Genomic DNA, 14,301 nt, shown 5'->3' with positions numbered 1-14,301 from the left:
GCCTAAGGTGGCCATTGCGGTGGGGCCCACCCCTTTCCATACCGAACAGGGAAGTTAAGCCCACCAGCGCCGATGGTACTGCTACACCAAGTGGAAGAGTAGGTCGCCGCCTTTCTTTGAAACCCCCAACTTATCGTTGGGGGTTTTTTTATGGCCTAACTATAAACTTCGGAAAAAGAGCTTCCGTAAAATCCAATGCTCTCATAAAATACTTATATATATATCAGACTTGGCCATATGGGATTGGCAATATTTGTAGTTAGGAAGTATTATATGGACAATCCTATAATTAAGAGGTTCAGAATACACAATTTTGTACCTTTAGGTACGCATTAACCAGCTTCATGAAGGCGTCCTATTCCTTAGATTTTTGTAATGTCATGATATATAACCATTGCATGGTGGTAATTATGGATTATGGTATTTTGGTAGATGAACCCCAATTGGAATATTTTGACGCCTTGGTCGATACTCATTTCCGAAATACGGATTTCGGTTATATGACCATTAGGGTAAATTCGTATTCCGTAAATCCGCATGTATACAAGACCATTGGGAAATGGGAAAATTTAAAATGTTTTGCCATAGTGGATCTGGAGGCCAAAGCAGAAAAGACATTTCCGGTCGAATCGGCATTTTTTAAAGGACCCATGCATCTTTTTCAAGATCTAAAAAAAGCCTATAAATGGGTTTTAGAACTTACAGATCCTGCCAAGACCGTATAGTAAAGTACGTTTTGTAGCTGAATACTTCGGCCAAAAAGACAGTAATACTTGGCGCCCTGTAAGCGGGTTTGTAGGTAGGATATTTTCACAACGAATCCCATCCATTTGACAACAAAAGCACGGTAGTATAAAAACCGTGAAATACATTTGGGAAAGAACCAAACCCCAAAAATGAAAAACCTATGTTGGCCTGTTATGAGCTCGAGTTCGGAACCTTGAACGTTTACGAGCATTGTGTTGTTGGAAAAATGAAGTATGGTGCCCTTATCGATTCAAGCGTACTCGAATATTATGAGGCAGTAATCGATACCCATTTTAAAGATAAAGAATTTGGCTATATCAGTCTAAGGGAAAATTCGTATTCCATTAACCCACATGTTTATCGACAATTGCATCGGTGGCCTAATTTAAAAGGTATAGCAGTAGTTGATACCAATTTAAGGACACAGGGTATTTTTCCCATGGAACAAGGGTTTTACGATGGTGAAATGCGCTTATTTGAAGAATACGCTACAGCAGTAGAATGGATTGCAGACCTAACAAAGCAAACAAGCATTGCTAAGTCTAAGAACCAAGGATATTTGTGTAAGGAACAAGTACCTTGTAAAAAAGCCCCGACATGTTTGTTGAGGCGTGAACTTAATCCCCAAGCCTTTGGGGCCCCAGAGAACCAGAACCCCATTAGTGCTTAGATAATAGGGTGTTATTTGGCCAATTCGCTATCGGATACCGGACCTTTTAAACTTACGATAGGAAATTCGGTACGTCGGTTCAATTCCAGTTTTTCGGAGCTACAGTCGGTTTTGCCTAGACAATCGTTTATGGGTTTGCGTTTACCATAACCCCTAACCGAAAGGATCCGTTCTTTGGCAATACCATGCTCGATTAGGTAGCGATAGGTAGACCGGGCTCTACTTTCCGAGAGATTATCGTTATAGGTATGGCTTCCTACGGGATCGGTATGGGCTTCTAGTCGGATTACCATTTCCGGATAGGTTATGGTCATCAATCGAACTACTTTATCCAATTCTTTGGCGGCATCTGGGCGTATATCACTTTTGTTGAAATCAAAATAGATTTTATTCAAGTCGGCCAATACCTTCAGGTCCAAAACAGGTTGTAAGGTTACATCCCTACGTAACATTTTCGTTTTTCTGGCGGTTCCAGAAGTGTTCAAGTATAGTTCTCCCTTTGGGTGGGTCTTACTACTTGCTTCAACTAAATAAGCGGCATTTCGATTTATAGGAAAGGTATAATAGCCCGTGCTATCCGTATAGGTTTCCGCCATAAGTCTTCCATTCGTTTGGTCGAAGAGTGCGACGTGTACGCCGGCCAAAATCTGACCATTGACACCGTCGGCAATATAACCTTCTACCCCTAAGGAGGGGGTAAACGTAAAGGCATAAATATCATCGCTGCCCTTTCCGCCAGCCCTATTAGAACTTACAAAACCGTTTAGGCCATCTTTATCGGCATAGAATCCGAAATCATCGGCGCTACTGTTTAGAGAGCTTCCCAGATTGATGATGTCGGTTATGGTACCCAGACTATCTGTTACGGCGGAATACACATCCAATTGGCCAAAACCAGGGTGTCCGTCCGAAGAGAAGAACAACTGGCCCTCGGCATTAACAAAAGGGAACATTTCGTTTCCGGCGGTATTTACGGTAGGCCCGGCATTAATGGGTTTTCCGATTCTACCACGTTCGTGTATTTCTGAATAATAGATATCGGTGCCCCCAAAGCCCCCAGGTCGGTTACAGGTATAGTACAAGCGTTTTCCATCCGGACTAACAAAAGGGTGTCCTGTGGAATAATAATCGGAGTTGATGGGCAAACTGCGGTTTTCTACCCATTTGCCATCTTTCTTAATAGCGCTGTAGATCTTTAAGTTGACTTCCTTTTTTAGACCATAGGCCTTTTTATTATTGAAGAAATTATTCCGCGTAAAATAGATTACCGTATCCTTTTTATAATCGGTGGTAACGATCATGGAACTCTCGTGGTATTTCGAATTGATGTCACCGGAAATAGGGCTGGGTGTATCCATTGGATTTGCGGGATCTATATGATAGATATCCAACCAGGCTTCATCGTTCCACCCATAGGTATCGCCTGTGTTTAGGTCTTTGCGTCCCGAGGCGTAATAGAGTTCGCCTTGGTACATATAGCCCCCAAAATCGCTTTCGGAGGTGTTAAAAGCCAGTTCTTGTAGCGCATATCGTTGTCTACTGTTAAAGACAATGGAAGCCAAATTGCCATCTTTCAAGAGTTTCATGGCGCGTCTGTCTTCCGGATTGGTCTTTTTGTATTTCTTTAACCAAGCCGCGGCCGCTTTCTTTTCGCCTACACTGATCAAGGCCATTCCGTATTTCAAATAAAAATCCGTTGGAGTGCCCTCATCGTTAATAACGGCCTTAAAATGAGGTAGGGCTTTGTGGTAGTCACGTAGCAATACATAACATTCGGCCAATTGCCTGTGGGCATGTGCGGTATTAAAATCGCCCGCCAACATGTTTTGGTATTCCGGAATCGCTTTGGCATAAGCGAACTGCGAGAAAAGGTGATCGGCCCTTTTTTGGGCACCATATTGGGCCCTTCCACTACTTAGGTGACCTAGGGTCAATAGGAGTACTACGATTTGAAGTGTTCTTTTCATGATCGTGTATTTAGAAATAGCGTGGTGAGATAAATTTTCCGGATTTTGGTTTCAAGACCTCAAAGATCAAGATGATCTCGTGGGTCCCGCCGGTATAAGGTCTAATACTGCCCGTAGGTTGCTCGTAGGCATACCCGATACGTAGTTGTTGTCCAATTTTGTAATCCATAAAGGCACCGAAACCATCGGCATCGTTAAACCGATAAGATGCCCCGATCCATAGTTTTTCTTGCCATAATAGGGTGCCGGTAACATCGTAGGATGCGGGCGCCCCATTGGTAATCTTGGCCATGGCGGTGGGCCTGAATTTTAGATCGGCCGAAAGGTCGAATACCATACCCCCAATAGCGTAATAACTGTTACGCTCCAAGGCTTTGAACTCCCCTTCGTTCAAATCGGTATTGAACAGACGGGGCGAAGAAAATCCGGCAAACCATCTAGAGGTGGATAAGTATACCCCAGCCCCCATATTGGGTGACCATTTGTTAAAATCGGCATCGAAGAACATATCGGTTGGGTCGGGGTTTTCCAGTTGATAATTGGTAAAACCGGCCTTTAGCCCAAAAGCCAATTTGGCTTCCGAAGAAACGGGAATGGCATAGGAAAAGTCGCCGTAAACATAGTTGGTCTTTTCAAAGCCCAAACGGTCGTTGATGTATGAAAATCCGACACCGACCCGGTCATTGCGTAAGGGGGCATGAATCGAAAGGGTACTTGTTCTAGGGTTTCCTTCGAGTCCGGCCCATTGGTTACGGTGCAGGGCAGTAAGGCTCAGGGTATTTCGGCTACCGGCATAGGCAGGGTTTACCGAAATGGTGTTGTACATATATTGGGTAAACTGGGGTAATTGTTGCCCCCAAAGCGATTGGGACAGGGCCAGTAAACCGATACTTAGGGTTAGATAAATCTTTTTCATGGTGTACGTTTCTAAGATTCAGGATAATTATTTGGTGCCTAGGTAGATGTACCCGTTGATAGGCTCAAAATCTTTGTTGCTTACTTTTAATATATAGTAGTAGGTTCCGGAGGGGAGTTCGCCCGAGTTCCCGAAAGAACCACCCGGGGCTTGTCCGGCCCAATCGTTTCGGTAATCGGTACTTTCGTAAACCTTGTCTCCCCAGCGGTTAAAGATCATTAGGTCGAACCGCATATCACAGAATTCTACCCCGCCGATACTGAATACATCGTTTACGTTATCTCCGTTGGGTGTAACGGCTTTGGAAACCTTGATCTGATCCCTTCCGCAGGGTACACAATCGGTATTGATCATTATTTCGAAATCGGCATAGTAAATACAGCTACTGTTATGGGCACTATAGGCCAAAGTGTAGGTGCCAGCCTCGTATTCCATAGGATTGAACAGGGTAGTGGCCAAGGTTTGTTGGTTCTCGCCAAGTAACATCAAACTTACGTGCTGTTGATCTTCAAAGTTGTGAGGAAGGTAATCCATAAGGTCAACGACCTCGTCTTCTACACATAATTCCAGTTCAATGGTTTCTTTGGGCAATTGTTTTACCAAAATGTGTTGTTCAAAACTATGGGTGTTACCACAGGCATCGACCACGAACCAAGTTCTGATGATACTATAATCATCGGTATCGTCTTGGAAACGGGTTTCTTCCGAGGTTTCAATAACATAGTCGCCACATCCGCCGGTAATTGTTGGGGTAGGCCATTCAGGCATGTCATCGCCACAAATGATTTCGAGGTTTTCAGCGAAACCATTTGGGGTAATATCCCCGGTTTCAGGAATTGTGATTATCTGTGTGTGTTGTTCGGAATTACCAGCGCAATCGGTAGCGGTCCAGGTACGGTTAATGCTATACCCTAGAGCACAATTGGCATCGTTGGTAACGGTTTCTTCAAATACTACGTTAACCTCCGGATCGCAATTGTCGGTGGCGGTCAGCACGGCGGCATCCGGAATCTCATTACAACCTACGGTTAGGTTTTGGGGTAGGTTTTCATTGAAAATCGGTGCGCTAGTATCGATTACGGTTATCGTTTGGGTATGGGTGATTAGGTTACCCGCGCAATCGATAGCTTCCCAAGTACGAACAATCTGATATTCGGCAGTACAGTCATCGTCCTGGCCAGTAAAACTTTCGGAAAACGATTGGGTTACCTCACAGCTGGTGTTGAAAATCAAAGCTTCTTGAACCGGAACCGTACCGCATTCTACCGTACTATCGGCAGGGAAATGCCCATGGTCGTCATTATCCAAGATGGACACGTTGGCCTGTGGGGTATTGATGCCGATCAAGGTGGTGCTGATGTTCGAAAGGTTGACGAAGAAATCCTCGGTGTTCTCGATAAGGGCATCGTCGGTTATTTGAACAGTGATAGTTTGAGTTTCTCCGTTAGTACCAGTAAAATTCAAACTTCCGTTGTTGGCGGTATAGTCGTTACCAGCTTCGGCTGAACCGTTGGCCGTGGCAAAGTCCAAGCTAAAGCCACCGTCTACGTTTCCGGTCAGTACCACATCCAAGCTGATGGTCCCGGCAGCTTCGTTTACCTCCAAGGAAGTGGTATCGAAAGCGATTCCGGTCCCGGCAACGGCATCGTTATCCAAGATGGACACGCTGGCCTGTGGGGTATTGATCCCGATCAAGGTGGTGGTGATGTTCGAAAGGTTGACGAAGAAATCTTCAGTGCTTTCGATAAGGGTGTCGTCGGTTATTTGAACGGTGATAGTTTGAGTTTCTCCGTTAGTACCAACAAAACTCAGTATTCCGTTGTTGGCGGAATAGTCAGACCCAGCTTCGGCTGAACCATTGGCAGTTGCAAAATCTACGCTAAAGCCACCGTCCACGTTTCCGGTCAGTACCACATCCAAGCTGATGGTTCCGGCGGCTTCGTTTACTTCCAAAGAAGTGGTTTCAAAAGCGATCCCGGTCCCGGCGATGGCATCGTTATCCAAGATGGATACGCTGGCCTGCGGGGTATTGATCCCGATTAAGGTGGTGGTAAGGTTCGAAAGGTTGACGAAGAAATCCTCGGTGCTTTCGATAAGGGTGTCGTCGGTAATGTTCAGGCTGATGGTCTGTACTTCGCCATCAACACCGTTGAAATTCAGTGTCCCGTTGTTGGCGGTATAGTCGTTACCGGCTTCGGCAGAACCGTTGGCAGTGGCAAAATCCACGCTAAAGCCACCGTCCACGTTTCCGGTCAGTACCACATCCATGCTAATGGTTCCGGCGGCTTCGTTTACTTCCAAAGAAGTGGTTTCAAAAGCGATCCCAGTCCCGGCGATGGCATCGTTATCCAAGATGGACACGCTGGCCTGCGGGGTATTGATCCCGATCAAGGTGGTGGTGATGTTCGAAAGGTTGACGAAGAAATCCTCGGTGCTTTCGATAAGGGTGTCGTCGGTTATTTGAACAGTGATAGTTTGAATCTCACCATTAGTTCCGGCAAAACTTAGTGTCCCGTTGTTGACGGTATAGTCGTTACCAACCTCGGCTGAACCGTTGGCGGTAGCGAAATCAACGTTAAAGCCACCGTCCACGTTTCCGGTCAGTACCACATCCAAGGTGATGGTCCCGGCAGCTTCGTTTACCTCTAAAGAAGTGGTGTCGAAAGCGATCCCGGTCCCAGCGATGGCGTCGTTGTCCAAGATGGAAACGCTGGCCTGTGGGGTATTGATCCCGATCAAGGTGGTGGTAAGGTTCGAAAGGTTGACGAAAAAGTCCTCGGAATTTTCGATAAGGGCATCGTCGGTTATTTGAACAGTGAAGGTCTGTACTTCGCCATCCACACCGTTGAAGCTCAAGGAACCTGTGTTAGCCGAATAGTCGTTACCGGCTTCGGCTGAACCGTTGGCGGTAGCAAAGTCCACGCTAAACCCGCCGTCCACGTTTCCGGTCAACACTACATCCAAGCTGATGGTCCCGGCCGCTTCGTTTACTTCCAAGGAAGTGGTGTCGAAAGCGATCCCGGTCCCAGCGATGGCGTCGTTGTCCAAGATGGATACGCTGGCCTGCGGGGTATTGATCCCGATCAAGGTGGTGGTGATGTTCGATAGGTTGACGAAGAAATCCTCGGTATTCTCGATAAGGCTATCGTCGGTTATCTGAACAGTGATAGTTTGAATCTCACCATTAGTGCCAGCAAAACTCAGTGTTCCGTTATTGGCGGTATAGTCAGACCCTGCCACGGCTGAACCATTGGCAGTGGCAAAGTCCACGTTAAAGCCCCCGTCCACGTTTCCGGTCAGTACCACATCCAAAGTGATGGTCCCGGCAGCTTCGTTTACCTCCAAGGAAGTAGTGTCGAAAGCGATCCCGGTCCCGGCGATGGCATCGTTGTCTAAGATGGACACGTTGGCCTGTGGGGTATTGATCCCGATAAGGGTAGTGGTGATGTTCGAAAGGTTGACGAAAAAGTCCTCGGTGTTTTCGATAAGGGTATCGTCGGTGATATCCAAAGTGATGGTCTGAACCTCTCCATGGGTTCCATTGAAGTTCAGTGTTCCGTTATTGGTGGTATAGTCGTTACCGGCTTCGGCCGAACCATTGGCAGTGGCAAAATCAACGCTAAAGCCACTGTCTACGTTTCCGGTCAGTACTACATCTAAAGAAATAGTTCCGGCGGCTTCGTTTACCTCCAAGGAAGTAGTGTCGAAAGCGATTCCGGTCCCAGCGATGGCATCGTTGTCCAAGATAGCTACGCTGGCCTGTGGGGTATTGATTCCGATCAAAGTAGTGGTGATGTTCGAAAGGTTGACGAAGAAATCCTCGGTGTTCTCGATAAGGGTATCGTCGGTTATTTGAACAGTGATAGTTTGTACTTCACCATTATTACCATTGAAGTTCAGTGTTCCATTATTGGTGGTATAGTCGTTAGCAGCTTCAGCTGAATTGTCAGCAGTAGCAAAATCCACGCTAAACCCACCGTCCACATTTCCGGTCAGTACCACATCCAAGCTGATGGTCCCGGCAGCTTCGTTTACCTCCAAGGAAGTAGTGTCGAAAGCGATCCCGGTCCCGGCGATGGCATCGTTGTCTAAGATGGACACGTTGGCCTGTGGGGTATTGATCCCGATAAGGGTAGTGGTGATGTTCGAAAGGTTGACGAAAAAGTCCTCGGTGTTCTCGATAAGGGTATCGTCGGTGATATCCAAAGTGATGGTCTGAAACTCTCCATGGGTTCCATTGAAGTTCAGTGTTCCGTTATTGGTGGTATAGTCGTTACCGGCTTCGGCCGAACCATTGGCAGTGGCAAAATCAACGCTAAAGCCACTGTCTACGTTTCCGGTCAATACTACATCTAAAGAAATAGTTCCGGCGTCTTCGTTTACCTCCAAAGAAGTGGTGTCGAAAGCGATCCCGGTACCGGCGATGGCATCGTTGTCCAAGATAGCTACGCTGGCCTGTGGGGTATTGATCCCAATCAAAGCGGTGGTGATGTTCGATAGGTGGACGAAGAAATCCTCGGTGTTCTCTATAATGGTATCGTCTGTGATGCTTACGGTGATGGTCTTAACTTCACCATTGGTTCCGTTGAAATTCAGTGTTCCGTTATTGGCGTTATAGTCGTTACCGGCCTCGGCTGAACCATTGGCGGCAGCAAAATCCACGATAAAGCCACCGTCCACGTTTCCGGTCAGAATCACATCCAAACTGATGGTCCCGGCAGCTTCGTTTACCTCAAAAGAAGTGGTATCGAAAGCAATCCCGGTCCCAGCGATGGCATCGTTGTCCAAGATAGCTACGCTTGCCTGTGGGGTATTGATTCCGATCAAAGTAGTGGTGATGTTCGTAAGGTTGACGAAGAAATCCTCGGTGTTCTCGATAAGGGTATCGTCGGTTATTTGAACAGTGATAGTTTGAGTTTCTCCGTTAGTTCCGTTAAAGTTAAGTGTTCCGTTATTGGCGGTATAGTCATTACCGGCCTCGGCAGAACCGTTGGCGGTAGCAAAATCCACGCTAAACCCACCGTCTACGTTTCCGGTCAGTACTACATCTAAACTGATGGTCCCGGCAGCTTCGTTTACCTCCAAGGAAGTGGTATCGAAAGCGATTCCGGTCCCAGCGATGGCATCGTTGTCCAAGATGGATACGCTGGCCTGTGGGGTATTGATCCCGATCAAAGTGGAGGTAATGTTCGAAAGGTTGACGAAGAAATCCTCGGTGTTTTCGATAAGGACGTCGTCGGTTATTTGAACCGTGATAGTTTGAATCTCACCGTTAGTACCGGCAAAATCCAATTTTCCGTTATTGGCTGTATAGTCGTTACCGGCTTCGGCCGATCCATTGGCGGTTGCAAAATCCACACTAAACCCACCATCCACATTTCCGGTCAATACCACATCCAAACTGATGGTTCCGGCGGCTTCGTTTACTTCCAAAGAAGTGGTATCGAAAGCGATTCCGGTCCCGGCGATGGCATCGTTGTCCAAGATGGATACGGTAGCCTGCGGGGTGTTGATCCCGATCAAAGTGGTGGTTATGTTCGAAAGGTTGACGAAGAAATCCTCGGTGTTTTCGATAAGGGTATCGTCGGTTATTTGAACAGTGATAGTTTGTACTTCACCATTATTACCATTGAAGTTCAGTGTTCCATTATTGGTGGTATAGTCGTTACCAGCTTCAGCTGAATTGTCAGCAGTAGCAAAATCCACGCTAAACCCACCGTCCACATTTCCGGTCAGTACCACATCCAGAGTGATGGTTCCGGCAGCTTCGTTTACTTCCAAGGAAGTGGTGTCAAAAGCGATTCCGGTCCCGGCAACGGCATCGTTATCCAAGATGGATACGTTGGCCTGCGGGGTATTGATCCCGATCAAAGTGGTGGTGATGTTCGATAGGTTGACGAAGAAATCCTCGGTGTTCTCGATAAGGGTATCGTCGGTTATTTGAACAGTGATAGTTTGAGTTTCTTCGTTAGTTCCGTTAAAGTTCAGTGTTCCGTTATTGGCGGTATAGTCGTTACCGGCTTCGGCCGAACCATTGGCGGTAGCAAAGTCCACGCTAAAGCCACCGTCCACGTTTCCGGTCAGTACCACATCCAAGCTGATGGTTCCGGCAGCTTCGTTCACCTCCAAGGAAGTGGTGTCGAAAGCGATCCCGGTCCCGGCGATGGCATCGTTATCCAAGATAGCTACGCTTGCCTGCGGGGTATTGATCCCGATCAAGTTGGTGGTGATGTTCGAAAGGTTGACGAAGAAATCCTCGGTGTTTTCGATAAGGGTATCGTCGGTTATTAGAACGGTGATGGTCTGTACTTCTCCATTCGTTCCGATGAAGTTCAGTGTTCCATTATTGGCAGTATAGTCGTTACCGGCTTCGGCTGAACCATTGGCGGTAGCAAAATCCACGCTAAAGCCACTAGCTACGTTTCCGGTCAGTACCACATCCAAAGTGATGGTTCCGGCAGCTTCGTTTACCTCCAAGGAAGTAGTGTCGAAAGCGATCCCGGTCCCGGCAATGGCATCGTTATCCAAGATGGATACGGTAGCCTGCGGGGTGTTGATCCCGATCAAAGTGGTGGTAATGTTCGAAAGGTTGACGAAGAAGTCCTCGGTGTTCTCGATAAGGGCATCGTCGGTTATTTGAACAGTAATAGTTTGAGTTTCTCCGTTAGTACCAACAAAACTCAGTGTCCCGTTATTGGCGGTATAGTCGTTACCCGCCTCGGCCGAACCATTGGCAGTAGCAAAATCCACGCTAAACCCACCGTCCACATTTCCGGTCAACAACACATCCAAACTGATGGTTCCGGCAGCTTCGTTTACCTCTAAAGAAGTGGTGTCGAAAGCGATCCCGGTCCCGGCGATGGCATCGTTGTCGGTTATGGTAACTTCAGCCGTTGGGGTACTTAGATTAATCTGGGCATTGGAAACGTTACTTAATTCTTGAATAAAGGTCTCCGAAGCTTCAATCAGGTTATCATCAATAATTGGAATAGTAACAGCAATGCTATGTCCGTTGGTGCTTTGGGCCGGGAAACTAACGAGCTGACTTACCCCAGTAAAATCGGAATTTGAAGTGGCTGTGGCAGCATAACTACTTTCCCCAGCACCAATAGTAGTAAAGGTGACATCGAAAGCATGTTGTACATTACCCGATAAGGTAATGTAGGCATTTAGGTTACCCGAAGCTTCGTCAATACTATAATCTTGAACGCTCAAAGCAGCGGTGTCGTTGTCTAAAATGGTAATAAGCGCTTCACCATCGTTTACTTGTACTGCGCTTAAACTCGGGCTACCCAAAATGGCTTTAAAGGCTTGGGTGGGTTCTACGATAGCGTCGTCTTCGATAGGGATGACAAAATCAACCACTTGTCCGTGGGAACCGTTAAATTGAAGGGAACTGTTCGATTGGGTATAGTCTTCAGAGGCGATGGCCGAGTCGTCTTGGGTTTGCACGCTAACCGTAAAGGCTTCGGCTTGTTGACCGATCAAAATGGTACTAACGGAAACATTTCCGGCCGACTCGTTGACCTCGGCATCGAATAGGGTCAAACCAAAAGGTAAGCCGTGCTCCGATACATAAATATTTTGGGTATGGGATATGCTATTTCCGGCACAATCGGAAGCTGTCCATGTTCTAACCAAAGTATAGGTATTGCTGTTGCCATCGCCCACAACACTTTCATGGAATTGAATGTCAACTTCCGTATCACAAGTATCCGTGGCGGCTAAGGTCTCGGCAACGGGAATGTCGTTTACCGCAGCTACCGTATGTTCTGGAAGTGTAGTCGTCCAACTTGGTTTTTGGGTGTCTTGTACCCTAATGGTTTGGGTAAAAGCTTCTATGGTATTCCCACAGGCATCGGTAAAGGTCCAGCTATTGGTAATGGTTCCGATATATTCACAAGTAGCATCCGGAACCAAACTACCTTCAGTCTTTGTCAAATCCAAGTTACAGTTATTGATTACCGGGGCCAAGGCTTGGGCAGTGGCTAGGGCATCGGTATCGCTACATTCCACGGTCCTATCCAAACTACCGGCTTCCGTGGTCCAGGCCATTTCGGTTGGAGTTATTTGTAGTAAGGTAGGGTCGTGTAAACCTTGACCACAATTATCCAAAGATCCAGAGCTAAGAGTATTCTGCTGATTCGGGTTCAATACCCCTTTGTAAGTGGCTTGAGCCTGTAGTCCGAATTCGGAAACACAGGCTTCCTCTAGAAAATGACAACTGTTTTTTAAGGTCAGTTCAAAAGGGATATCCAATGCGGCATCACCAATGTTGATGGTACCATTGGCCACGCTAAAGGTCAATACGCGACTTAGAGGGTCAAAACTATAGCTAACCCCTGAAGGTAATCCGCCCATATCACCTAAATCGGCATAAGGGGGAATGGTAGTGGCTATGGTAAGGTCCTTGACCTCGTCATTACCACTGTTTTGAAGTTTCAGGTTAAAACCTACGGAATCACCCGGGGCAAAAGTGGTACCATTACTTTGGGTGGTTAGGTCCAAGGCCCCAAGATTTGGTTCCCAAACCTCTACCGAAAAGCCCAAAAGATACAGTCCATAGGTCTCTTGGTCGGAGGTCATTTTAAAGGTAGCCGCAGTTTGATTGTTACCGATAAGCGTGTTACCATTGTTTTGTAGGGCAAAGACACCGGCATCGAAACCAAGGGTGTTGGCACTGGCCGGACTTCTATCATTAAAAGCATTGCCGGATAACGTAATCTTACTATTGAAGAAGTTGTTACTATCCCTGGCCGGACTACTTAAATCTACCCAACTTCCGGAAGTGTTTTTCAATTGAAGTTTATCACCACCAAGGCCGGCATCACCTTCGAGGGCACCGATCAACAGATTGGCGTTAACCTGACCATAGGGTACGGTGGCAAAACCATTCATCGGAATTTCGTATCCGTGGCTATGTTTGGTAATATGGGCATAACCATCGAAAAGGGTAATGTTTTTTGGGGCTAATGAAGGGCTTTTGTAAACAAAAACCACTTGCCATCCGCCAGAGGTACCGGTATTGTTTCCGGTATAAGAGGTTAATTTTCCTTCGGTAGCTTTTAGGTTGGCGATTTGATATTTCCCGAAAGGTGAACTCAGACCGTTTACCGATTGGGTAATATCCTTTACACAGATGTATGGGGCGTTTCCAAAAGAATCGGCCCGTCCGTTGTAAATGGTCTCATCGGCCGTAAGGGTTTGATAGGCATTTTGCCCGGGCAACATCAACTTAAGTTGGTTGTAGGCCCAATTGGGTTCGGTACCTCCGTTACCGCTACCCGAGTCATAGGGTTTATCGGCGGCGGCCCAGTATAGAAACACTTTTTCCAATTCGAAACAAGAAGCTCCCGGAGCCGGATTGTTGAATTGGGCACTACTCGAGTTGAAGGTCGAGCTGTCACTGTCGATATCGACGAACACGTTGTCCGTGAAATCGTGGTTACTATAAGGGTAATCGGGGTTGTAATCGTTGGTGGCATGACGCGAGATTACATTGTTGGCAATGGTGGTCATGTCGCCATGGATACTCTGGGAGAATCTAGGGTTGAACGATTTTTTCAATTGGGCTTGTGCTAACTTAGGTGTACTGAGCAAAAGCAATAAGCCGATTAGTAGGACGAAGTAACGTTTTGGTTGTGCCATAACGAAAGATTTGAGCATAGGAACCCTGTTCCGACATGTGCGTGTCGGTGCCTTAAATCTTTGGTCTAAAAGGGAATAGGGGTATTTATTTCCTTATAGGTCGTAGGTTATAATAGCAATAGGATTCGGTTAACTAGGAACAAAGTAAGCTTAGAGGGGCTATTGATTTGGAAATAATAGGTTTAAGCCCTTGTATTTTTCGGTAAAAGGCTAAAAAATGGATAAAACACCTGTTTTTATCGGTATGCGTTTTGTCGATAAGCCCTTTGATTATGCGGGATAAAGAAGTAATGTGCATTTCGTCGGTAGGAGAAGTAATGGTTTTTTGTGTTACCGTGATCCCTAAAAACATA

5 protein-coding genes and 1 rRNA gene are annotated in these 14,301 nt (G+C 46.6%); 3 read left to right on the top strand and 3 right to left on the bottom strand.

Features of this window, described 5'->3' with window-relative positions; all coding sequences use genetic code 11:
- The first annotated feature begins 3 nt into the window (after positions 1-3).
- The 3 genes from rrf to B7P33_RS04480 all read left to right on the top strand — a co-directional run bounded on the left by rrf (position 4) and on the right by B7P33_RS04480 (position 1,417).
- Positions 4-115: ribosomal RNA gene (gene rrf / locus B7P33_RS04490) — 5S ribosomal RNA — on the top strand.
- Positions 116-398: 283 nt separating this feature from the next.
- Positions 399-725: a hypothetical protein gene (locus B7P33_RS04485; RefSeq protein WP_097440723.1), complete on the top strand. Its 327-nt coding sequence runs from the start codon at positions 399-401 to the stop codon at positions 723-725.
- 182 nt (positions 726-907) lie between these two features.
- The gene (locus B7P33_RS04480; RefSeq protein ID WP_097440722.1) at positions 908-1,417 is read left to right on the top strand and encodes a hypothetical protein; all 510 of its coding nucleotides are present in this window, start codon (positions 908-910) and stop codon (positions 1,415-1,417) included.
- 11 nt (positions 1,418-1,428) lie between these two features.
- Here the strand turns inward: B7P33_RS04480 and B7P33_RS04475 are convergent, their stop codons facing one another.
- Genes B7P33_RS04475 through B7P33_RS04465 form a run of 3 tightly spaced genes read right to left on the bottom strand, consistent with a single transcriptional unit; the run spans position 1,429 to position 13,948 of the window.
- On the bottom strand, positions 1,429-3,384 hold the full coding sequence (locus B7P33_RS04475) for an OmpA family protein (protein ID WP_097440721.1): 1,956 nt from the start codon (positions 3,382-3,384) through the stop codon (positions 1,429-1,431).
- Between the two features lie 10 nt (positions 3,385-3,394).
- Entirely contained in the window at positions 3,395-4,300 is a 906-nt protein-coding gene (locus tag B7P33_RS04470) for a PorP/SprF family type IX secretion system membrane protein (RefSeq protein ID WP_097440720.1), read from the bottom strand.
- Between the two features lie 27 nt (positions 4,301-4,327).
- Positions 4,328-13,948: a Calx-beta domain-containing protein gene (locus tag B7P33_RS04465; RefSeq protein ID WP_172435849.1), complete on the bottom strand. Its 9,621-nt coding sequence runs from the start codon at positions 13,946-13,948 to the stop codon at positions 4,328-4,330.
- Positions 13,949-14,301: the final 353 nt, after the last annotated feature.

Origin of the sequence: Sediminicola luteus, from assembly GCF_002514735.1 — a bacterium.
Lineage (GTDB): Bacteria > Bacteroidota > Bacteroidia > Flavobacteriales > Flavobacteriaceae > HQA918.
This window is presented reverse-complemented; position numbering and strand designations above follow the sequence as displayed.